Raw genomic sequence first — 24,153 nt, 5'->3', positions numbered from 1 at the left:
ATATTGAAGTTCTGATGATGAGGGCAAAAATATGGGAAACAATAATATAGACTACATTTTCCAGATGTGTAGAAAGCGTCTATATGGAGACTATTATTCACTCGATAGGATATCTGAATCTAATATAAGCTATAAGGAATTATTAGATGATATATTTCAAAATAACCTTGAAGCTTTTTTGTACCCGGTATTAAAGCAAGTAAAAAATGATGATTCATATTTTTATGAGAATTTCTCTGCGTTAGAGATGGCCGTAAAAAAATGGATGTTTGAGGAACTAAAAAAATATCAGATTATACGAACAATAAATTCAGAAGCTGAAAAGAGAGGGTTGAATTTTGTCTTTTTTAAAGGCATAGTATTGGCTGATTTATATCCTCAATATGCTGAACGGTTTAGTTCTGACAGTGACATTCTGGTCAGTGACGATCAAAAAACAGAGGCGGAGACACTACTTAAGGAATGTGGTTATTCCAAGTATAAGGAAGGCTCGAAAGAGGAAGTGCAGGTATATGCAAACTCTACGTATGGTCATACTGTAGAACTTCATACGAGATTATGGGAAGACTATACGGGGCCTAGAATTGAAGTTTTAAAAACTATGAATTTAAGTTCACCTGAGACGGATATCAAAATCAAGGCATGCGGAATAGATATAAATACTCTTGGCCATGAAAAACATCTTGTCTATCAGATGTTTCATATTATAAAGCATTTTAGCCTCGATGGTATTGGCATTAGGTATCTCATAGACATAACTTTATTTGTTAATAAGTACTTTGATGAAATTGACTTTACACTTTTCTGGAAGCATATGGATATGCTTGGATATACAAAGTTTGTAGAGGCTTTTTTTAGGATATGTATTGTGGAACTAAAGATGACAGATAAGGTATTTGATAATCACCAGGTAAAATGGGATAGTAGTGTAGAGAATCTTAAACTTGATTTGTTAAAGATTGGCAATATTCATGACAAGGAAGCCGGCTGGCAGATAATGGGAGCTATGGAGGCATACTTCACAGGAGAGGCGAAGGCTTCTGATTCAAGTTTTAAGAATAAACTGAGGATGGCTTTTCCCTCTGTAAAGGCTCTTCCTAAGGTATATGGCTATGCAAAGAAATGTCCAATACTTTTGCCGGTTGCGTGGATTCATAGAGATGTCAAATTCTTGATAAAAAAAGCTATACATAAAGATGACTTTTACGGAATAAATGAGAAGATGTCTGTAGCAGACAGGAGACTACGCCTTATTAAGGAACTGGAACTTACAGATTAATAAACAGCTCACAACAGTGCCACTTTGATGGTTATGTTGTGAGCTTTTTGTAATTACATAAATGAGATAGTAAATGGATTATTCATACTGTAGACCTCTTTTTTATAAGTTTTGATTTCTTTTATAAGCTTTTATAACTTTTAAGTACTTTTATAAGTTTTTATAAGCTTTTATAACTTTAACTCTATTTTATAACTTTTTTGCAATGATATCGTGAATTTTTATTATTGGCGTTTCAAGAAAAAAAGCAGGGGTCATCCCTGCTTAATGCTTATAGTGAAGTAGAATACCTGCTAGTTTATATGTTGCAGGATTCATTGCCTTCATGAATTTTGAATTTTTACCGGTATATTCCCTTAGATATTTACCGCTTCTCCAATTTGGAAATGTGGTAATAAGTTTATTCCAGTTGGCATCAAGAGCTTTTTTTCGGTCGGATGCGTCTTCGATTTGAGACATTCTCTTGAGAGAACTGCATAGGAGAATTCTGGTATACAGAAACTCAAGTGCATCTTTATATTCTGTTAAAAATCCTTTTTCTTCATAGAATGAATAAATATCATCCAAAACTTCGAGAATCTGCATGGTGCGAAGTGTCTGGTGATTATTGATGGAAGAGGAGCGCTGTACATAGTGAACAAAGGGATCATCAACGTAGCAGATTTTATTTATGAAGGGTACGAGCTTACTGTAGAAGTTTACGTCCTCGTAAATAAGCCCCTTGGGAAATTGTACACCTGTGGATAGAAGCCAGTCTGCTTTATAAATCTTATTCCACACTACTGAACGGCCATTCATTAGTATTTCTTTTTTATCAGTTATATGCTTCCCAATTTCGGTATCTTCGGTGTTGTCGTAGGTGTGGTGGAGATTACATTCTACAACTTCAGCACCTTCAGCGATTGCTGTTTTGTGCATGATCTCATACATATTAAGATCCACGAAGTCATCAGAATCTATAAAGCCAACATATTCACCATTTATATGAGAAAATGCAAAATTCCTGGCATCAGATAAACCACCGTTTTCTTTATTTAGTATGGTGATGCGACTATCTTTCTTTGAATATTTTTCCAGGATAGATAAAGAAGAGTCAGTAGAACCGTCATTAACAGCAAGAATCTCGATATCCTTAAGGGTTTGTCCTGTAAGGGTATCGAGACATTTTTCTAAGTAATTCTCTACATTATAGACCGGTACGATTATGCTTACCTTTGGATTGTTTTCTTTCAAAATAATTCCCCTGTAAGAAAAAATGTTGATAATTTTTATTATATAAATAGTGATGCATTTAGGTAATATAATACGATTTCAAACAGCAAAATCAAGCCAGTTCTATGAACTTGGCTTCTTCCAGCTGCTTTAGAAATTTTTCAATACCTTCAAGACAGGTGTTTTCATCAACATCATAAATATCGAGCATGGTGTTAAGAACGTCACCTACAGTAGTTTCTGATTGAATATTATCCCATATATCTACGGCTGTTCCCCGAAGCATGAAATATTTACCGGTATCAAAATCAATCATTACTTTGTCACCGGCCATATCGGTCACATCAAGATGCTTTATTAGTGTTACTTTGGTCCCCTTATCCATAAATCATTACCCCATTAAACGAAATTGTTGTATTTTTGTCCGCAATTATTTATTATGTAACTTGCTCCAAGTAATATGAAAATATACGACGAGTTATTTTAGCACAATTTAATTCAACAAAAAAGATATAAATTATGAATGAAAGAGAAACTTTAATTAGACAATTTATAGAAATTCAAAAGGCTGCGGTCGGGACGGAAACTCAGGAAGTGCCATTTGACGATGCTGATTGGGACATGCTGATTTGGCTTAGCAAGAGAAATAAGTGCGGGCTGCTTATTAATAATGCTGTGAACAAAGACCCAAAACATTTTTGCATAAAAGACGAAACCTTAAAAAAGTGGAATGAAGATTCCAGGATGGAGTTTGTCAAGGCTTTAAACATGTTTAATGAATTTAAGCGTGTTATGGAGAGTTTTGATAATAATGGTATTGAGTCTGTAATTCTTAAAGGGTATGCGTTGGCAGCGCTGTATCCCGGGATTTTTCAGAGATACAGCAGTGATCTTGATATTAAATTAAACCCGAAAGACAAGAATAAGGTTAGAAAATTATTAACTGAAGATCTAGGCTTTATCTGGATTGAAGCGGACAGCAAGGAAAATGTTGATATCTATTATAATCAAAAACTCGCTATAGAGGCCCATTTTACGCTATGGGAGGATTATGAGGGCGAAAACATTGATATACTTAGAGCTGAGAAATTAGATGATCCGTCTACGCTTATTGAAGTGGAAGTGACCGGGGGCTTGAAGGTAAAAACACTTGGTATTACAGAGCATTTGATCCTGCAGATGTTTCACATTATTAAGCATTATATTCTTGAGGGGATAGAAAGCAGATACTTTTGTGATATAGCTTTTTATGTAAACAGATATCTGGACGAGATTGATTATTCCAGATTCTGGACTACATTTGAAAAAATGCATTTTGATGATTTTTGTGTTATATATTTTACTGAATGCATAAAGCACTTTGGGATGACAGACAAAGCTTTGGCAGGTAGAGCAAGGAGGCTTCCGGATGATGAACTCGCTTTTCTCAACGATATTGTATTTCTTGGTAAAAGAGATATAAATGACAGGGCGGATTATAGCCTTTTGGGAATACTTTCACCCTATGTCAACGGAGGCAAAAAAACTGCTGAGAGTAAAAATGGAAGAATGATACAAGCATTATTCCCTTCAGTAAAGGATATAGATAAAAAATATTCTTATTGTAAAAAATATCATTTGCTTCTTCCTGTCGCATGGATTCACAGAGCTATTAGGACTATATTTTTTAAACTTACCAAGGGCGGGAAAGTATATGGTGCCGGCAAAAAGCTTAAAGAATCCGAATACAGAATTAAGATGATGAAAAATGTTGGAATTAAATAATATCTGTCTGATGCTCATTGATTTAAAACATATTGTTAGAAAGAAAACAATGCTTTATGAAACTGGTTTCGATAATAGTACCGGCTTACAACTGCATATCATCCATAGAGCGCTGCATCATTTCACTTCTTGGCCAGTCTTATGAAAAAATTGAGATAATAATAGTTGATGATGGATCAACTGATGGGACAGGGGATAAGTGTCTTAACATGGCACTTGGTGATAAGCGTATAAAGTTCTATTCGGTCGAGCATAGAGGTGTTTCTGAGGTTAGAAATGAAGGCCTGCGCCATGCATCAGGAGAATATATTATGTTCGCAGATGCAGATGATTACGTGAAGAATAGCTTTGTTATGCAGATGGTTGCAGCATTAGAGGCAGATCCGGATTGTGATATGGCGGTATGTAATTACGAAAGAGTAGTTTATGGCGGATTATATCCCATTCGAACATTTACAGATGACGGAATGATCAGCAAAGAGGACTATCTTATTCAGACGCTTAAGGATCCGGGGCATCACTATTTTGGAGTTCTTTGGAACAAGATTTTTAAACGAAGCATAATCAGTGAAAATGCAATCTCTTTAAAAAAGGACATAACACTTGGAGAAGATTTTGTTTTTTCGCTAAATTACTTAAAGTTTGCAGCTAAAGTAAATATTATAAATGACAAGTTGTATTTTTATTGCTATCAAAAAAATGATACTTTATCGAGAATAATCAATAAATCTTTGAAAGATTGCGAAAATGAGATGCATAATCGCAATAAGATTTTTGATAATTATGTTGAGACTATGAAAAAAGCCGGTTTATATGACCGGATGAAAAAAAGAATATATCATTACTGGATAGTTTTTCTCGTGAGACAGAGATATTCATTGAATGCTGAATATAGGTGGAAACGAGAAGAAAAGCATTTTTGGATACGAAAAATGCATGAAAACACAAATATAAAAACTGCACTCACAATCTATAAAAGAGGGGAAGTGCAGTTAGAATATATGGCGTTTGCTATAGTTCAGACTATAAAAAATATTATGAAAAAGACTTTAAAATCAATCAAAAGGCAATAAAGAGCAGAACAGATAATCAAAAAGTAGCAATGGGAAGCGTTATGGTAAAGGTTGTGCCATGATTGCTTCCTGTTTTTGATTTGCAATCAATTGATCCGCCCAGAAGCTCAATTATCTTTTTACATATGGAAAGTCCCAGACCGGCACCTTGAGCATTTCCCGGATTTCTGGAAGCATCGGACATATATGATCTTTCAAAAATTCGTGGAAGGTCATTTTCTTCAATACCCTCGCCATTATCTGTAACGGTTATGATTACATGCTTTTCATCTGCAGAGAGACTTGCGCCGAGAGAAATCCTGCCTTCACCGAAGGTGTGTCTCCAGGCATTTTCAAATAAGTTATCAAGAGCACGGTTCATGTAGCCTATATCAATTTCTATATTCCATGCAAAATCCAATGGGACATCCAGAATTAACTGCATATTTTCATATCGGGGATTTAATTCAGTCATAAAGAAAAAGTCTTCAAGGTAGTTTCCACAAGGAACGATGGAAGGCTTTAGTAAATCATCTTTTGTACTTAGCTTTGTAAGTACAAATATTTCATTTATCATATTTTCCAATGACAGAGTTTTGGAGCTGATAAGTGTATAGAGCTCTTCTTGTTTTTTTGCATCAATGTCAGGAGAACTCTGTAGGTATTCTATAGCGCTTCGTATAGCTGCGATAGGTGAGCGAAGATCATGAGATATGTTTGAGAAAAACTCGTTCTGCTCTGTTATTAACTTACTTAACTTGTTGTTGGATTCGTATAGTGCCTTTGATAAGTCTTCTACAGTTAATGAGGGTTCATTATATGATTGTTTTTTATTGTTTCTTTTATCGTTAGTCATAGCAGTTCCTGTTTTGTTGAATCAGATTTATAGATTACTGCAAGTAAAAATATAGGGAATAATCTTAGGACTATTTTGGTATAACAAATTTGTACCCTTTGCCATAGGAAGTCTCAAGGCAGTTTTCAAGACCGTCATAGCCTTCAAGCTTTTTACGAAGTCTGCTCGCCATGACCATTATTGAACGGCGATCGCTTTCTTGATATACGCCCCATACTTTTAAACCTATTTTTTCAAATGTAATAACTTCCCCGGGGGAAGATACAAGCATGAAAAGTAGTTCATATTCACGATTAGATAATGCGATTTCAGTCTCGTCATTATAAATCACCTTGTGCTCAAGCGGCTTGATTTGAAGTGGTGGATATGATATGGTATTTGCTGTTTTAGTATGATTTTTTTTTCTTATTTGGAGCTTGATTCTGGCAGCCAGTTCTTTTAAACTATAGGGCTTAACCATGTAATCGTCAGCTCCTGATAATAAGCCATTTACACGGTCATCTTCGGATCCTCGACCGGATAGGAGAATTATTGGTGCATTGGTTAACTTTTTAATAATTGGGACTGCAGATAAACCATCAGTGCCTGGCATCATGATATCTAGTAGAATACAGTCTGGTTTTAGTGTGGACAATGCTGATATCGCATCGTCAGCAGTAAAGGATGTACTAACTTTATATCCTTCTCCTGTTAAGTAATCACTGTTTATTTTAATTACATCTTTGTCATCATCAATGAGCATTATATGGTTCATAAAAAACTCCTTGGAATTGTTTTTGGACAAAATAATTGTTAATAATACATGATTATAACCCGAAAAAATGTAATTGTTGATAGTTTAATGAATTATAGGACGTAAAAATGAAATTAAAAAGGTATTGGAAAAAGATAAAAGAGGATAAGGCTAAAGGCAAAGATTATTTTAGATGGTTGATTTATTATACGAAACCATATATGTGGAAGATTGGACTTTTGATGGCAGTCAGTATTCTTATGACGTTTGTATCAATCCAATATGCAATGGCGTCACGAAACCTTATTGATTTGGCTGGGGGCGGAAAAATTACCATAGGTGCAACTGTCGTATTTATAATACTCATTGTTTTAATGCAGGTGGTGAATCCTATAATGGATCTTTTCACTGCAATGATGTATGAAAAATATACTTTTGGAATTCGCAAACAGGTTTATGATAAACTGTTGTATTCTGAATGGCTTGGAACACAACGATTCCATACCGGAGACATGATGACTAGAATGACTAGTGATGCCGGCAGTGTTGCTGATGGAATGGTGGGTGTTATTCCTGAAATAATTGTATTATTGATACAATTGGTGGCAGTTTTTATAACTCTATATGGTTATTCGCCGTTTTTGGCAATATTTGCTTTGTTTTTAACACCGTTTGGCTTGCTTTTAACATTCATTATTGGAAGAAAACTTAAAAGACTTCAAGTTAAGGTGCTGGAGTCTGAGACGGCATACAGATCATTCATCCAGGAGAGCCTTGCTAATCTTATGGTAGTGAAAGCTTTTTCTAATGAGGAGCAGTTTTCCGATAAATTAGCTGAACTTCGCGAAAAGCGATTTTATTGGGTTTGGAAGAAAAATAAGCTTTCAGTTGGCTCTAACGTTGTGATGAATGGAACCTTTCAGTTTGGCTATATGATAGCGTTTGTTTATGCTGCAAACCAAATAGCAAAGGGGGAAATTACGTATGGAACCATGACATTATTTCTGACACTTTTTGCCAGAGTTCAGGGACCTATTGCATCACTTGCGCGTCAGTTACCGGGGGTGGTTTCAATTTTTGCTGCAGCTGGTCGTATTATGGATATACAGGATATTCCTTTGGAGGAACGCGAGGAATCAGTAGAAATGAATGGGGCTGTTGGTATAGAAGTGTCCAATATGTCTTTTGCTTATAGCAAGGAGAATATACTTAAGGATGTAACCTTTGACATTAAGCCAGGAGAGTTTGTGGCTATTATTGGTAAATCAGGTATAGGAAAGACAACGCTTATCCGTGTTCTTATGAACTTTATTACAGCGCAGAAAGGGATTGTTGAATATTATGATACATTTGGGACACGAACAAAGACCAGCGCTTCTGTACGAGAGTTTGTGTCTTATGTACCTCAAGGCAATACACTGTTTTCTGGCTCTATAAAAGATAATGTTCTTATGGGAAAACTTGACGCGACTGAGGAAGAGATGTGGGAAGCGTTGGATATGGCAGTCTGCAGAGAATTTATTGAAAAACTTCCAGATGGCATAGATACTGTTATTGGCGAGAAGGGCGTTGGATTATCTGAAGGCCAGGCACAGCGAATTGCTTTGGCCAGAGCGCTTATCAGAAAGTCTCCCTTCGTAATCCTTGATGAGGCTACATCAGCATTGGATGAGCAGACAGAGTATGAGCTTTTAAAGAGACTTGGAGGATTATCCCCGAAGCCAACTTGTCTTCTTATCACCCATAGAACCAGTGTCCTTAAGTATTGTTCAAGGGAGCTGGTAATAGATGATGGTCATGTTACTATGAAAGATTTATAACATGCATATATAGGATTTTTAACATATAGGGCAATTAGTATATGTTGATTTTTAGTAGTGCAAATAGTCATGAATAGAAAGAATTCTTGATTGTTTGCACTTCTTTTGTTGAGAACAAATAATATTAGGCAAATCTAGTCAGATGCTAATGGTGATATATATTGATTAGTCTGGTGATTTGTATTATGGAAGGAATAACTATATGGATATAACTAAGTATAAGATTGCTGATTTTGTAATAGAGCTAAGAGGCGATTCGATTTACATGGATGACAGATTCAAATTGTTTTTGTGCGATAATTCTGAAAAAACAGACATGGTGCTTAACATAGTGGAAAAACGGAAAAAATTTCCAGAGTATATTTTGAATAAAGGTACTAGAATAGGTATTTTTCATGCTTATTGGAAAAAGGATAAAATAATACAATTTTTTCCGTATCAAGAGCATTTGGGGGTTCGGCTGGTTGAATGTCGCAATAACTTTCATGATGTGACTTACTACCTTTGTGATAAGAGGGATAGTGCGTACGCTAAAATGATTGGATATGAAGAATATATAGATCAAATGCAGGGAGTAATATTTAATCTTTTTCAGGAAAGTTTCTTTAATATGATTTTATTTGAAAATGCCATGTCAATTCATTCGGCAAGTATCATATACGAGAATAAAGCTATCGCCTTTTCTGCATCATCCGGGACTGGTAAGAGTACTCAGGCTAATATGTGGAATAGAGTTCTTGGAACAGAGGTATTAGATGGGGATGTAACCGTTTGCCGTGAAATTGATAATAAACTTTATGTATATGGACTTCCCTGGTGTGGAAGCTCAGGGCAATTCGTGAATAAGAGAGTAGAGCTTGAGGCGTTAGTGTTCTTAAAGCAGGCAAAAGAAAACAAAGTAAGAGTGCCTTCTCTTAAAGAAAAAATAGGGTTGATTTTCTCGTCGACCTTTAGTGAAACCTGGGATGATGAGATGGCAAAAAAAAGAGCGAAAATAACTGAAAATATAATTTCTAAAGCAAAAATATTAGAATATTCATGTAATATGAATGAAAGTGCAGTACTAGTTTTGAAAGAATTCTTAAGAAATTCTGAATATTAGGTTTTGCCTTGAAACTTAATAGTGGATTTGTTATATTTTTTCAAGAACTTTATAAAAATTTAATATTAATTTTCAGAGGAGTGGAGTAATGAAGAAAAGTTATGTTAAGCCGGTTCTTAACTCATCTATGGAAGGAACCCTTGAGGGAGTATATGCATACGGCAACGTGATGGCAGGGACATATGGCCTTCAGTGTACCAAAAAGACTTCAAAAAATGAAGGCGGGGAAAAACATGGTTGTTATGTTGAATACTATGTATTGACTTGGTGTGGGATATATTCTGTGAGTTACTGTGAGTATGTTAATTACTGGGGACCCAAGTGGACAATAAAACATAGCTACTAATGTTATGTTGATGAGTGTTGACGGATAGATCAGGTAATGTAATATGAAATACAACACAGAATTTTCTGTATGTGAAGTCGCAGGTCAGTCTTTCCTTGTACCTACAGGATCCAAAGTTATGGATGTGGACAAGATGACTGACTTAAATGAAACAGCTTTGTTCATCATCAATTCTTTAAAAGAAAAAGACATGTCAAAAGATGAGCTCTTGGGGAAGATGCTCGAAGAATATGATGTTGATAGGCAGACTGCAGAGACTGATCTTACAGAGTTTATAGAAATGGCTATGAGTCTTGGGGTCATTAAGCCATGATGGAACAATCGGGGGATCGCGATAAAATGATTCCCACAGATGCCTGGATTCCAATTTATTTGGAGAGGTTATCTCAGGGGCAGAAGATAAAAATAGGACCATTTGGTTTTAGTATGTATCCACTGCTTGTGGGGAATCGCGACAGCCTTGTTCTGACAGAGATTAACAGACCGCTTAAACGCGGTGATATATGTCTTTATCGCAGAGATGACGGCATATATGTTACACATACAATTCATCATTTGGATGAATCGGGGATTTATTTTTTGGGTGAAAGCCAACAGGATATCGAAGGACCGCTAAAAAGAGAGCAGGTACTTGCTGTGGCTGAGAGTTTCATTAGGAACGGACGTGAATATTCTTGTAGCTGGGGAGCTTATAGATTTTTTCACGAGGTATGGTTGCTGATGAGACCATTTAGAATAAAACTTATAAAGATTTATAGGTTTTTACGTAGAGTATGAGAACTAAGTAGTTGGATTATTTATGGGGGATTATATTGAAAAAAGTATTAATGGTAGCTTCTTCCGGGGGACATATGGAAGAGCTCACAAGGTTAAAGAAAGTTATTTCAAAGTACGACTGCTGTTGGGTTACTGAGTTTAATGATTTTCAGACCTACGGGGAAAATTATGACGTTAATTACTATGTCATGCAAGTTAACAGAAAAGAGTTTTTCTTTCCGATAAAGTTTTTGATTCTGTTTGTGCGAGCGTGGTATATTATTCTCAGAGAAAAGCCTGACTGTGTTATTTCTACCGGAGCTCTCATTTCATATCCGTTCTGCAGAATAGCAAAGTGGATGGGTAAAAAAGTCATTTTTATTGAATCATTTGCCAGAGTAAATGAGTTATCTCTCACAGGTAGGTTGCTATATAACCATGTAAATAGGTTTATAGTACAATGGCCAGAGCTGTCTCGAGAATATGACAAAGCAGTAGTTGGAGGCGGTATATTTTGATTTTTGTTTCGGTAGGTACGCAGAAATTTCAGATGGATAGGCTCATGAAACAAGTTGAAATTCTTGCTGCCAGAATGCCGGACAAAAAGTTTGTGGTTCAGTATGGTAATTCAACATACATTCCTAAGAATTGCGAATGCCATCAGTTCATGGATCGTGAGCTATTTTCTAAATGTATAGATGAGAGTGAATTACTTATCCTCCATGGTGGTGTAGGTACTATAATGCAGGGACTTAAACATAATAAGCCGATTATAGTGGTACCCAGACTGAAGGAATATCATGAGCATGTTGATGACCATCAAATGGAAGCTGCATGGGCGCTTAAGCATTTTAAATGTGTACTCATATGTATGAATGTTGAGTACTTAGAGTATATGATTAACCATGCAAATGAATACCACTTCAAGAAGTTTATTGAACCAAAACATAAGGTAGAAGAACTGGTTTTGGAATGCATAGAAGAAGAGACAGAGCCTATAAAACATACATGGCCTTTACCAAAGCGAATAAAAAATTTCTTTGCACTTGGACCCAAGAATCTAAGCGATAAGGAAATTGATAGACATAAAGGAATTTAAATAATAGCGTCTTTTGAGAAGTGACTAACTTTTATGAAGGTTAGGCTCTTACTGAAAAGACGCTTTTGTGATATTTTCTATAATGAGTAATCTGTTATTGTGAGGGGAAATAATGGGAAGAAAAAAGAAACAAACTATAGAATTCAGATTCTACGAGGTCCCTCAGGGGCAGAGCTGCTTAGCTCTCCTTGGGGAGAAATGGATAAGGGTCTACGGTGAAGCTGATAACACTCTTCATTTCCATAATCTGTTTGAGGTTGGTTATTGCAGATACGGTAATGGAGTGATGATATTAGATGAGAAGACCAGTCCATATGAGACAGATATGTTCTCTGTTATTCCTCAAAATTATCCACATACAACTAACAGTAAAATCGAGAATTTCTGGGAGTATTTCTTCTTTGACGTTGAAGAGGTTGCAAAGCAGCTATATCCTGATAACATGCCAAAGCAGAAAGAGGCAGTTGCTATCCTGAATAAGAGGGCTGATCTTATTGGTGCTGCAGAAAAACCGGAGATAGCCGAGATAATCAAGCGTATCTTGGAGGAGATGAGGGATAAGGCGCCCTACTACAAAGATACGACGCGTAACCTAATAAATACTCTTGCACTTATGATAATGAGAATGCACAAGTCTATGGATGCTGAGTCACCAACTCTTATCGAGAGGGAGACGGGTGCAGATATGATGAGCATTAAGCCTGCCATAGAGTACATTGAGGATAAGTACGCTGAGGAGATTCGTGCTCTTGATCTTGCTAATACATGTAGCATGAGTGAGACTCATTTCAGGCGCACTTTTGTCGACATTATCAATATGTCACCTATGGATTACCTTAATCTGGTTCGTGTTCAGAAAGCGTGTGATACTATGAAGCGAACTGATCATTCCATGGAAATTGTGGCTGTTGAGTGTGGCTTTGGCAATGTGTCCACTTTTAACAGGAATTTCAAAAAATATCTGGGAACTTCCCCATACCAGTGGAAGAAGAACAAGGAAAACTACGCAGGAAAGCTCTTGGACTACAACATCCATGCACTTAAGGGTTGGTAATACTAATTGCCATTAACATAACCAGCATAATTTACAACCATGCACCTATAAAGTGTGGAAATATTGGTAACCTATACTTAAATTTTCGTTAAATAACACAATTTATACACTAAAGGGATAGCAATGGCTCAACTGCGCATACTTAACCCTTTAACTTTCTTAATATTCTGTTCAAAATTTGTTCATAAATGGTCGAATATGCACATTTTAAATTTAAAAATGTGCATTATTTTTTTGCCCTATTGGTATAATATACATAGATTTGATTCGAAAAGAGATTATTTCAGTCAAAATGCCTAAAATTCATCTGACATAATCTTAAGAAATGAATCAGGTACGAATAATAATTTATTTTCATTAGGGAGGACATAATAATGAAAAGAAAAGCATTATCAATGGTACTTGCATCTGCTATGACACTTTCCATGATCACAGGTTGCGGCGGGAACAAGGCAGACACAGCAACAACAAACGACGCTACAGACGCTACACAGAGCACAGAGACAACAGAGCAGACAGAGAGCACAGATGCTACTGCTGAGACTACTGAAGAAGCAGCAGCTCCTACAGCTGATGTTGCATCAGAAGGTGAGCATGAACTTTCAGTTTATGCATGGGATGAGAACTTCAATATTCCTGCTCTTAGAGCAGCTGAGAAGGCTTATCAGACAGTTGATCCTGAGTTCAAACTGAACATCATTACACAGTCAGGCTCAACAGATGTTGAGCAGGCAGTTACACTTGCTGCAGCTGCAGGCGACTTCAGCACACTTCCTGATATCGTTCTTTTCCAGGATCATTACATTCAGAAGTTTGTAGCTGATTATCCGGATGCATGGGTAGATATCGATGACGCAGGAATTGACTGGTCCAATCTTGGAGCAGAGAAGATTTCCTACAGCACCATCGGCGGTAAGCACTACGGAGCACCTGTTGATAACGGAACTGCAATTTTTGCATATCGTACAGACATCCTTGAAGAGTGCGGTTATTCACTTGCTGATGTAACAGGCATTTCCTGGGACAGATGGCTTGAGATTGCTAAGGATGTACATGATAAGACAGGTAAGGCACTCCTTTCTATGGATCACTCAGGCGATGACCTTCCTTACATGATGCTTCAGGCAGAGGGTGAGTCACAGTGGACAGATAACACAACTCCCAATCTTGTAGGCAATGAGAAATTTAAGAAGATAATCGAAGTTATTGTACAGGGTGCTAATGATGGTTCTATCATTCTTGCTAACAGCTGGAGTGAGTATACAGACCAGACTATCCAGGGCGATCAGGTTGCAGGCGTTATGAACGGTAACTGGATCATTCCTACAATCGAGCAAGTTGCTGACAACAGTGGTAAGTGGGCTATTACAACACTTCCTACCATCGATGGTGGAAAAGAAGGCTACGCAGCTAACGGCGGATCTTCTCTCTATGTAACAGCTAACTGTACAAAGCCTGAACTTGCTAAGGCATTCCTTGCTTATACATTTGGCGGCGGAGACGGAGCTATCGCAACTTACGATGCAGCACTTACAGATGGTGGCGTTATCACAACATGCATCTCAGCAGGTAAGTCTGAAGTGTATTCTAAGGGCGTTGATTACTTTAATGGTCAGGCTATCTACGCTGACATCGTTGAGATGGGCGCTAATGTTCCTGTAATCCAGCAGAGTGATTTCCATTACAACCTTCGTACACTTGTAAATACACTTATCACAAATGTACAGAATGGTAATGATATTGATTCTGAGATTCAGGCAGCTCAGGAACAGCTTGAGTTTGAAATCGCAGGTTCACAGAACTAATTTTTAATTACGGTAATTGTTTAACCGGGGAATCGGGATTTTCCGATCCCCGGTTTTGTAAAATAAAGAAAAGGAGCATCTAGGATGAAAAAAGGAAAATCCGTTACTGCAAAACAGAAAACAGCCGGTTGGATGTTTCTTGCAATTGCATCCATAATGATATTTATATTCAGTTTTTACCCAATGGTTTCAGCCCTGATCATGTCCTTTAAGACTGGTTCTGCGGCTGCTATGAAATGGGCTAATCCCATTACATTCAACTATACCCGTATGTTTCAGGACAAGACTTTTATGAAGTCTGTCGGCAATACTTTTTTGTATCTGATAATTCAAGTACCGATAATGCTGGTGCTGGCAATACTTCTTGCTCAGCTCCTTAATAATAAAGATCTTAAATTCAGGGGTCTCTTTAGAACAATGGTATTCTTGCCATGTGCTATTTCACTGGTTTCTTACGCTCTTATTTTCAGAACACTTTTTGCTACGCAAGGTCTTGTAAATATGACTCTTATGAATATGGGACTTATCAGTGAAAATATTAACTGGCTTGGCCAGACTGATACAGCCAGATTTGTAATCATCTTCGCACTTATCTGGAGATGGACCGGATATAACATGGTATTCTTTCTGGCAGGTCTTCAGAACATCGAATATTCTGTTTATGAAGCAGCTAAAATTGATGGCGCAACAGGATGGAAGACTTTCTGGCATATAACAGTTCCTCTTCTTAGACCTGTTATAATAATGACCTTCATCATGTCAATAAATGGTACACTGCAGCTCTTTGATGAGTCAGTCAACCTGACAAATGGTGGTCCTGCAAATACCACAATTACGATGTCGCATTATGTATATAACAATGCGTTTGGTACCGGTGTTGCTAATTTTGGATATGCATCCGCAATGTCATTCTTTATCTTCATTTTGGTTGCTATCCTTGCTTTTATCAATCTGAAAGTAGGTGATACACGTGACTAATAAAAAGAACAGATCCAATATTCAAAGAAGACTTATACCAAGCTATATATTCCTTACACTTTTTTCACTGTTTTCAGTATTCCCACTTTTCTGGATGGTGACAGCGGCTACTAATGCTACAGTAGATGTTGCAAGAGGAAAAGTCTGGTTTGGAACACAGGCAGTCGAGAATTTTAAAAACCTTTTAAGTACTGCACAGGCTCAGGGAGCAGGGGCATCACTTTGGAGATTCATGGGCAACTCCTTTACCTATGCTGCAGTGCAGACAATATTATGTATTTTTATATGCTCACTTGCAGGCTACGGATTTGAGCTTTATCACGACAAGGGCAAGGACTTCCTTTTTGCAATACTTCTGATGGCTATGATGATACCCGGTGTTGCAACTATGATTCCTATGTTCAGGATGATGAGTAAGCTTCACTTCCTGAATGAGGTTTGGGGCTTCGTTCTTCCCGCAGTATCTACACCTTTCATGATCATGATGTTTAGACAGAACAGCCGTAATTTCCCTGTGGATATCATGGAAGCTGCAAGAATAGATGGGCTATCTGAATTTGCTATCTTTTATCGTATGTATATGCCGGTTATGAAATCTACCTATGCTGCAGCAGCGGTTATTACATTTATGAATGCATGGAATGCATATCTGTGGCCAAGAGTAGTACTTACAGAGAACAAGGCTCAGACAATGCCTATACTTATTGCCAATATGTCTAACGGATATACTGTTGATTACGGAATGCTAATGATGGGCGTTTTATTCTGCTCATTACCTACAATGATCATATTCTTTGTACTGCAGAAACAGTTTGCAGAAGGAATTACAGGTGCCGTTAAATAAAAACGCTCCTTATGAAAATTGATAGTGTAAAACCAGATATGAATACAATGTACTGACCTAAGGAATTCACCGCAAGCGGTACCCCTTAGGTCGATTATTGAGGGAAGTATTTATGAAAGAGTTTAATTATGAGATAGTTAAAAATCCTGAGATTTTTCAGCAAAACAGGCTACCTGCACATTCTGACCACGTGGCATACAAATCTGCTTCAGAGATGATGACAGGGAAAACAAGCTACAGACTTAGTCTTGACGGAGTGTGGCATTTTCATTATTCCAAAAATGTAAATGATGCACCAAAGGATTTCTGGGAAACTGGCTACGACACATCAGGATGGGACAGGATAAATGTTCCTGCCCATATTCAGATGGAAGGCTATGACAAACCGCAGTACGTAAATGTCCAGTATCCCTGGGATGGTTTAGAAGAATTAAAACCGGGAGAGATTCCTGAAAAGTTTAATCCTGTTGCTGATTATGTGAAGCTTTTTACTATCCCTAAGGATTTTAAAGGAGAGAAAATCAGTATATCTTTTCAGGGAGTCGAGAGTGGTTTCGCTCTTTGGCTAAATGGACAATATATTGGTTACAGCGAGGATAGCTTTGATCCTTCTGAGTTTGATCTTACTGACGCTCTTAAAAAAGGCGAAAATAAGCTTGCTGTAAGAGTCTTTAAGTGGACATCAAGCAGCTGGTGTGAGGACCAGGATTTCTTTAGATTCTCAGGTATTTTCAGAAGTGTCTATCTCTTTGCTGTGCCGAAGTCTCATGTTTTTGATTTGAAAATTGAGACTGATCTCTCTGATAATTTTAAGACAGCAAGCCTTAACATAAGCGCAGTTACTTCAGGAAGCGGAATGATGGAACTTAAGCTCACCTATAAAGGTGAAAAAGTTCTGGAGGGAAAAATACCGCTATCTGAATCTGGTGTAACTACAGGAAAATGTGATTTTGAGAAGATTTATCTCTGGAGCGCAGAAGAGCCAAATCTCTACGAATTGTTCCTTACAATCACTGATGCGAGGGGGGCTGTGTGCGAAGTGATTCGCCAGAATGTTGGTCTTCGCAGATTTGAGATGAAAAATGGGCTCATGCTCCTTAATGGCAAGCGCATAGTTTTCAAAGGGGTTAACCGTCACGAGTTCAGTCACATAAATGGTCGCGTACCGGATAGGGACGAGCTGATAAAGGATATTGTTACCATGAAAAGGAATAATATCAATGCTATCAGAACAAGTCATTATCCTGATGATAGTGGGCTTTATGAGCTCTGCGATATATACGGTCTTTATATGATTGCTGAGAGTAACCTTGAGACTCATGGAACCTGGGAACCCTATGAGAGGGGACAGGTATCTGTTGATTATGTGGTTCCAAGAGACAAAGAGGAATGGAAAGAGATGCTTCTTGACAGGATAGATTCCTGTTATCACAGAAATAAGAATCATCCATCCATTCTGATCTGGTCAATCGGTAATGAAGCTAATGGCGGAACTGTTCCTTATGCAATGAGCAAACGTTTTAAGGAACATGATAGCACAAGGCTTGTTCATTACGAGGGAGTATTCCATGACAGAAGATTCAATGATACTTCAGACATGGAGAGCCAGATGTATCCACCGGTTAAAGCGATAGAGGAATTCTTGAAAAAGGAAAAAGATAAGCCCTTTATCTGCTGCGAGTACACTCATGCAATGGGCAACTCCTGCGGTGGAATGCATTATTATACAGATCTGACTGATACTGAGCCAAGGTATCAGGGCGGATTCATCTGGGACTATATAGACCAGAGTATTCTGAAAAAGGATAGATATGGCAGGTACTTCGAAGCCTATGGCGGAGATTTTGGCGACAGACCTACTGACTATAATTTCAGTGGAAACGGAATCGCATATGGCGACAGGAATCCTTCACCCAAGATGCAGGAGGTTAAGTTTAATTACCAGAATATTTCTGTGGTATTTGAAAAGACAAAGTTCAAGGTAATTAATAAGAACCTTTTTGTTAATACAGATTCTTTTGATACAAAGCTTACGCTTCTGGCTAATGGTGAGAAAATCTGCGAGACCATGATGGAAATTGAGGTTAAGCCTCTAAGCACCAAGAGCTTTAGTATTCCTTCAGTGATAAATGAGACCATGATGGAATATGAAAATGGTTATGCGCTTACGAATGGAAACCTTGAGTTTGTGCTTATTGTTTCCTTTAGTCTAAAAGAAAACACGCTTTGGGCAAATGCCGGCCATGAGGTTGCTTTTGGACAGACTGTTCTTAGAAAGATTGCAAAGCCCTTTAAATGCACAGATAAGCTTACTGTTGTGCATGGAAACAATAATATCGGTGTTCGCGGTGATGAATTTACTGCACTGTTTTCATTGTTGGGACCGGGACTTGTCTCTTATGTTTACGCAGGTAGAGAGATGATAGAAAAAGCTCCTGCGCCAAATTTCTGGAGAGCGCCAAATGATAACGATAATGGTAGCAGAATGCAGCAGCGCTATGCACAGTGGAAGATTGCCAGCATGTATCCTTCCGCATTAGGAAAACCTGATGGTAAAATGCATTTTGCAAAGGTTACCGAGGAAAAGAACAGTGTTAAGATAGCTTACAGATATTATCTTCCTACTTCACCTGAGTCTGAGTGCGGAGTTACATATGAGGTCTTTGGAGACGGAACCATAAAAACCGAATTAACCTACGATGGTGTTAAGGGACTTCCGGATATGCCGGAGTTTGGCATGCTGTTTAAGCTAAATGCTGACTATGACAATCTCACCTGGTACGGACTTGGACCGCAGGAAACCTATGAGGACAGAAAGCGCGGAGGTAAAATCGGAATCTACGCCAATAAGGTAGCAGATAACATGGCTAAATACCTTGTGCCACAGGAATGCGGCAACAAGTGCGAGGTTCGATGGGCTAAGGTTACGGATCTGAAGGGAAGAGGAATGGAATTCTTTGGAGATAATATTTCCTTTAGTGCACTATCCTTTACTCCTCATGAGATGGAAAATGCAATGCATGACTTTGAACTTCCTGCTGTTCACTACACCGTAGTAAGAGCTGCCATGCAGCAGCTTGGAGTAGGCGGAGATGATAGCTGGGGCTCAAGACCTCATCCTGAGTACAGAATTCCTGCAGAAAAAGACTTAAAGTTCACTTTCTGGTTTAAGGGGATCTGAATGTTTCACTTCCATAACCGGGAGCAAATAACAAAAATTGAAAGGCGTTTTGGCAATTGTTGTCAAAACGCCTATTTTGTGGTATATTTTTAAATTGGCATAGGTTCATTTTTGAACGAAATTATGAAAATCTATATGCCAAAAATAATTTATTGATCGGAGGCATCCTTGCTTAAGACTTTTTCCATAACTGACGTTGGTCAGAAACGAAAACTAAATCAGGATTACGTTTTTTCCTCCGAAAGAAGAATCGGTAATTTGTCAAACGTATTCATTGTGGCTGATGGAATGGGTGGTCACAATGCGGGGGATTATGCTTCGAAATTCACCGTTAACACCATGGTGGAGGAGATTGAAAAATCATTTGAACAGAATCCTGTCAGAATACTTGAGAATGCGATTAAGATTGCAAATCAGAAACTCCGTGCCAAGGCTGCAGAGGATGAACACCTCTATGGAATGGGCACCACTGTTGTTGCTGCAACAGTAATGGGGCGCTACCTTCAGGTTGCGAATGTTGGGGACAGCAGATTATATGTCATAGGCGATGACATTAGACAGATTACCAGAGATCATTCACTTGTTCAGGAGATGGTTCGCGCAGGCGGTCTTGACCCTGAGGAAGCACGTACGCATAAAGAGAAGAATATCATCACTCGTGCTATAGGTGCTGATGATACTGTAGATGTGGATTTCTTTAACGTTGAGCTCGAAAAGGGGGATATCGTGCTCATGTGTTCCGACGGTCTTACAAATATGCTGGAGGATCAGGAGATTCGCATGATTGTCAGTGGCCAGAGAGATATTATTGAGAAGGCACAGAAGTTAGTGGATATGGCAAACCAGCATGGCGGTAAGGACAATATCGCTGTTATCCTGATTGAGCCTTTTGCTGACGGAGGAGCTGAATGATTAAAATAGGAATGATGATCGGCGACCGCTATGAGATCCTTGAAAAAATAGGAACCGGCGGTATGTCTGATGTATATAGAGCAAAAGATCACAAGTTAAACAGACCCGTTGCGGTTAAAGTACTGAAGCAGGAATTTTCCGAGAATGATAACTTTGTCTCAAAATTCCGAGTAGAAGCTCAGGCAGCTGCAGGGCTTATGCACCCCAATATTGTAAACGTTTATGATGTTGGAGATGAGAACGGAATTCATTACATTGTAATGGAGCTTGTGGACGGAATTACTCTTAAGAGATATATAGAAAAAAAATCAAGGCTGTCTGTGAAGGAGGCTGTAAGTATTGCAATTCAGGTTGCAATGGGACTTGAAGCAGCACACAATAATCATATCATTCACAGAGATATTAAGCCGCAGAACATTATTATTTCCAAAGAGGGCAAAGTAAAGGTTACGGATTTTGGTATTGCGAAGGCTGCAACCAGCAACACCATTACCTCTAATGTTATGGGATCTGTACACTATACATCTCCGGAACAGGCAAGGGGTGGATATTCCGATGCCAAAAGTGATGTTTATTCACTTGGAATAACACTTTTTGAGATGCTTACAGGAAGACTTCCGTTTAATGGAGATACTACTGTAGCTATTGCCATCAAGCATATTCAGGAGGAGTTACCTTCTCCTTCAGAATTTAGCGATGAGATTCCGATCAGTGTTGAGAAGATAGTAATGAAGTGCTGTCAGAAGAGTCCTGACAGAAGATATCAGAGTGCAGCTGAACTCATTGCAGACCTCAAGAGATCACTGATAACACCCGATGAGGATTTTGTTAATCTTGTAGATCCTGACGAAGAGGGCGCTACCAGAGTTGCTACCGAGGAGGAATCCAGGAGCATTGGCAGTATGAGTGATACTGAACGGATGAGGCTTAATGAAGAAAGCATCCGTGAGTATGAGGCTCAGAAGCGACGTGAGAAGGAATATATCAGGCGTCGCGGAGACAGCTATGAGGATGAAGACGAGGATGAGGATTATGACAGAAGGTCTTATGGCGAGGGTAATCGCATTGAGAGACTGACAATAGCACTTGCCATGATTGGTGCTGTTCTTGTAGGAATCATCGTTATAATTCTTGTGGGCAGATCACTGGGAATCCTTGGCAGTACAACTGAAGAAGAGGTTATCACACAGGCAGATGGTGATGCGACTACGATTGCCAACGGAATCCAGATACCGGACGTTGAAGGGCTATCTTATGTTGAAGCTGTAACAGCACTTAAGGATAAGAACTTTAAATTTGAGAGAGTGGATGATGATGAGAGCACTCTTGCAAAGAATACTGTTGTATCTCAGGAGCCCAAAGGTGGTTCTTATGCAGCGAGCGGATCTACTGTTAAGATTACAGTAAGTACAGGCAAAGGTGCTGAGGCACAGGCTAGTACTTCTGCAGCTTCGAGCACGGAAGAGAGCAGCGCTAATGCAGCTTCTTCTGTGACTGACAACAGGGTCGCAGTTCCTAATCTTGTGGGACTTACAATTGATGAAGCAATTGCGACTCTCTCTGAAGCAGGACTTATTCAGGGACGTGTGGTAGATGTCAATAATGATACCTACGGGGTAGATGTGGTAACTGCTCAGAGCAGACCTGTTGGAACGATGGTTGACCCCGGAACAGCAATAGATATTGAGAAGTCTATTGGGCCTACAAGTATTTCTTACAGCTTCTCCGGTGATATAGCAGCGCCTACTGAGGGACAGAATTACACTGATGGAGTATCGGTTCACGTTTCATTTGTTACTGCTGATGGTACATCTTTACTTGATACTACAACGGCATCTTTCCCTATCACAGGGGTAGTGCGCACGGGACTTACATCGGCTACCGGAGTGATAACATTTACTTACACAGCTACGAGCCCTGCTACAACTGATGAATATGGCAATATAGTCGGTGGCACCTCAGAGGAGTTTACAGTTACCAGAGCTGTTACATTTAATCAGGAAAATTGATTTTGCAGGGGTATCTATGAAAGGTAGGATTGTTAAGGGAATTGCAGGCTTTTATTATGTAAACACAGGAAGCGAGAGTGTTTATGAATGTAAGGCTAAGGGCATTTTTCGAAAAGACAATATAAAGCCGCTTGTTGGTGATGATGTTGATATTGAAATAATTGATGAAGAGGCCGGAACAGGTAATATCACTAAGATATTACCCCGGCGAAATGAGCTTATAAGACCGCCGGTCGCAAATGTCGACCAGGCGGTTGTTCTGTTTGCGATAGTAAAACCTGATCCGAACTACAATGTACTTGATAAGTTTCTGATCCAAATGAGAAGGAACGGACTTCCTGTCATCATTTGCTTTAACAAGCAGGACATTGCTTCAAAAGAGGAACAGCAGGAACTTATGGATGCTTATGAAAAGTGCGGATATGAGGTTATCTTTATAAGCGTTCATGAAGGTGCCGGAATAGACAGACTTTGTGAGAAACTTAGAGGAAAAACTTCTGTTGTGGCAGGACCAAGCGGAGTCGGTAAATCTTCTCTTCTGAATAAGCTTCATCCTGAGGCAGCTATGGAGACAGGAGAACTTAGTCGTAAGATTGCCAGAGGGCGCAACACGACAAGACATTCAGAAATGTTCTATATCTCTTCGCTGTCTGATGAGGATCAGTCCACATATATATTCGATACTCCTGGGTTCACTTCTCTAGCACTTAAAGATATTACGGCAGAGGAGCTGGCTCAGTATTACCCGGAGTTTGAACCCTATGAGCCCTCTTGCAGATTCAGAGGGTGCAGCCATATAGCAGAGCCTGATTGCGGCGTCAAGACTGCGCTGGAAGCAGGAGAGATATCGAGAGTAAGGTACGATAATTACAAAATAATATATGAAGAGCTGAAAAATATGAAACCGGTATATAGATAAATGCTCTTATAAAACCAAAAACGGAGTAACAGACTTGGGGGCTGTTACTCCGTTTTCGTGAAAAATATAATAAAAAAGTTTGGAATAATGATATTGTTGCATAAGTTGTTACAACTCATACAACTAAGACAATTGTAACATTTATGTAACATATGTCAATATGTTTTTAAAAAAATCTTAGATTATTTTTAATTGGCTTCCTGCATCATGTTCGTACAAAGATATCCATAAGGAATCAGATTTAGGAGCGATCGAGAAATCTTAATAAAACATTAAGAATTACTCTTTTTAGCGTCTATAATAGTGTAAAATGCTCATAAAATAAGGGCTTTATACAGTTATCACATAAAAAGTGCACAAAGAAATTGGTAATAAATCGCAATAAATAGCAAGATTGCTGCAATAATTGATAAGTGCAGCATTTTTTTTATT

General features: G+C 38.4%; 22 protein-coding genes. 18 read left to right on the top strand and 4 right to left on the bottom strand.

Going from position 1 to position 24,153, the window contains the following annotated elements:
- Window positions 1-31 precede the first annotated feature (31 nt).
- Entirely contained in the window at window positions 32-1,279 is a 1,248-nt protein-coding gene (locus ACHCNF_RS03345) for a nucleotidyltransferase domain-containing protein (protein WP_408071384.1), read from the top strand.
- A gap of 264 nt (window positions 1,280-1,543) precedes the next feature.
- On the opposite strand, the gene ACHCNF_RS03340 is transcribed toward ACHCNF_RS03345, so the two are convergent.
- Window positions 1,544-2,512, bottom strand: a complete 969-nt coding sequence (locus tag ACHCNF_RS03340; protein WP_408071383.1) for a glycosyltransferase — start codon at window positions 2,510-2,512, stop codon at window positions 1,544-1,546.
- 91 nt (window positions 2,513-2,603) lie between these two features.
- Window positions 2,604-2,876 (bottom strand): PqqD family peptide modification chaperone, encoded by a 273-nt coding sequence (locus ACHCNF_RS03335; protein WP_408071382.1) that lies wholly within the window; start codon window positions 2,874-2,876, stop codon window positions 2,604-2,606.
- 134 nt (window positions 2,877-3,010) lie between these two features.
- On the opposite strand from ACHCNF_RS03335, the gene ACHCNF_RS03330 reads away from it, so the two are divergent.
- The gene (locus ACHCNF_RS03330; RefSeq protein WP_408071381.1) at window positions 3,011-4,255 is read left to right on the top strand and encodes a nucleotidyltransferase domain-containing protein; all 1,245 of its coding nucleotides are present in this window, start codon (window positions 3,011-3,013) and stop codon (window positions 4,253-4,255) included.
- A gap of 56 nt (window positions 4,256-4,311) precedes the next feature.
- Window positions 4,312-5,328, top strand: a complete 1,017-nt coding sequence (locus tag ACHCNF_RS03325) for a glycosyltransferase family 2 protein (RefSeq protein WP_408071380.1) — start codon at window positions 4,312-4,314, stop codon at window positions 5,326-5,328.
- A 16-nt stretch (window positions 5,329-5,344) separates the two neighbouring features.
- Here the strand turns inward: ACHCNF_RS03325 and ACHCNF_RS03320 are convergent, their stop codons facing one another.
- Window positions 5,345-6,163 carry a sensor histidine kinase gene (locus ACHCNF_RS03320; RefSeq protein WP_408071379.1) on the bottom strand — a complete coding sequence of 273 codons (819 nt, stop codon included), beginning with the start codon at window positions 6,161-6,163 and terminating at the stop codon, window positions 5,345-5,347.
- Between the two features lie 70 nt (window positions 6,164-6,233).
- Entirely contained in the window at window positions 6,234-6,917 is a 684-nt protein-coding gene (locus tag ACHCNF_RS03315; RefSeq protein ID WP_408071378.1) for a response regulator transcription factor, read from the bottom strand.
- Between the two features lie 107 nt (window positions 6,918-7,024).
- Between ACHCNF_RS03315 and ACHCNF_RS03310 the strand changes: the two genes are divergently transcribed.
- The 15 genes from ACHCNF_RS03310 (at window position 7,025) to rsgA (ending at window position 23,721) form a co-directional block, all read left to right on the top strand.
- A complete protein-coding gene (locus ACHCNF_RS03310; RefSeq protein WP_408071377.1) occupies window positions 7,025-8,716 on the top strand; it encodes an ABC transporter ATP-binding protein in 1,692 nt (563 codons plus the stop codon).
- A gap of 202 nt (window positions 8,717-8,918) precedes the next feature.
- Window positions 8,919-9,818, top strand: a complete 900-nt coding sequence (locus ACHCNF_RS03305; protein ID WP_408071376.1) for a hypothetical protein — start codon at window positions 8,919-8,921, stop codon at window positions 9,816-9,818.
- Between the two features lie 88 nt (window positions 9,819-9,906).
- A complete protein-coding gene (locus ACHCNF_RS03300) occupies window positions 9,907-10,164 on the top strand; it encodes a hypothetical protein (protein ID WP_408071375.1) in 258 nt (85 codons plus the stop codon).
- Between the two features lie 43 nt (window positions 10,165-10,207).
- Complete coding sequence (locus ACHCNF_RS03295; protein WP_408071374.1) at window positions 10,208-10,477, top strand: PqqD family protein; 270 nt, start codon at window positions 10,208-10,210, stop codon at window positions 10,475-10,477.
- Complete coding sequence (locus tag ACHCNF_RS03290) at window positions 10,474-10,941, top strand: S24/S26 family peptidase (RefSeq protein WP_408071373.1); 468 nt, start codon at window positions 10,474-10,476, stop codon at window positions 10,939-10,941. The genes ACHCNF_RS03295 and ACHCNF_RS03290 overlap by 4 nt, the downstream gene beginning before the upstream one ends.
- Before the next feature lie 35 nt (window positions 10,942-10,976).
- Window positions 10,977-11,438, top strand: coding sequence for a PssD/Cps14F family polysaccharide biosynthesis glycosyltransferase (pssD, locus tag ACHCNF_RS03285; RefSeq protein ID WP_408071372.1), 462 nt, complete (start codon window positions 10,977-10,979; stop codon window positions 11,436-11,438).
- A complete protein-coding gene (pssE, locus tag ACHCNF_RS03280) occupies window positions 11,435-12,019 on the top strand; it encodes a PssE/Cps14G family polysaccharide biosynthesis glycosyltransferase (protein WP_408071371.1) in 585 nt (194 codons plus the stop codon). The genes pssD and pssE overlap by 4 nt, the downstream gene beginning before the upstream one ends.
- A 112-nt stretch (window positions 12,020-12,131) precedes the next feature.
- A complete protein-coding gene (locus tag ACHCNF_RS03275; protein ID WP_408071370.1) occupies window positions 12,132-13,073 on the top strand; it encodes a helix-turn-helix domain-containing protein in 942 nt (313 codons plus the stop codon).
- A gap of 374 nt (window positions 13,074-13,447) precedes the next feature.
- On the top strand, window positions 13,448-14,878 hold the full coding sequence (locus ACHCNF_RS03270; protein ID WP_408071369.1) for an ABC transporter substrate-binding protein: 1,431 nt from the start codon (window positions 13,448-13,450) through the stop codon (window positions 14,876-14,878).
- Between the two features lie 84 nt (window positions 14,879-14,962).
- A complete protein-coding gene (locus ACHCNF_RS03265) occupies window positions 14,963-15,856 on the top strand; it encodes a carbohydrate ABC transporter permease (RefSeq protein WP_408071368.1) in 894 nt (297 codons plus the stop codon).
- Entirely contained in the window at window positions 15,849-16,700 is an 852-nt protein-coding gene (locus tag ACHCNF_RS03260; RefSeq protein WP_408071367.1) for a carbohydrate ABC transporter permease, read from the top strand. The genes ACHCNF_RS03265 and ACHCNF_RS03260 overlap by 8 nt, the downstream gene beginning before the upstream one ends.
- 112 nt (window positions 16,701-16,812) lie before the next feature.
- Complete coding sequence (locus tag ACHCNF_RS03255) at window positions 16,813-19,881, top strand: beta-galactosidase, LacZ type (protein ID WP_408071366.1); 3,069 nt, start codon at window positions 16,813-16,815, stop codon at window positions 19,879-19,881.
- Between the two features lie 168 nt (window positions 19,882-20,049).
- Window positions 20,050-20,793: a Stp1/IreP family PP2C-type Ser/Thr phosphatase gene (locus ACHCNF_RS03250; protein ID WP_408071365.1), complete on the top strand. Its 744-nt coding sequence runs from the start codon at window positions 20,050-20,052 to the stop codon at window positions 20,791-20,793.
- Window positions 20,790-22,802, top strand: coding sequence for a Stk1 family PASTA domain-containing Ser/Thr kinase (pknB, locus tag ACHCNF_RS03245; protein ID WP_408071364.1), 2,013 nt, complete (start codon window positions 20,790-20,792; stop codon window positions 22,800-22,802). The genes ACHCNF_RS03250 and pknB overlap by 4 nt, the downstream gene beginning before the upstream one ends.
- A 16-nt stretch (window positions 22,803-22,818) precedes the next feature.
- Window positions 22,819-23,721 (top strand): ribosome small subunit-dependent GTPase A, encoded by a 903-nt coding sequence (gene rsgA, locus ACHCNF_RS03240; protein ID WP_408071363.1) that lies wholly within the window; start codon window positions 22,819-22,821, stop codon window positions 23,719-23,721.
- Window positions 23,722-24,153: the final 432 nt, after the last annotated feature.

Source organism: Butyrivibrio sp. NATIVEDY162, assembly GCF_045999815.1.
Taxonomy (GTDB): domain Bacteria; phylum Bacillota; class Clostridia; order Lachnospirales; family Lachnospiraceae; genus Butyrivibrio.
This window is presented reverse-complemented; position numbering and strand designations above follow the sequence as displayed.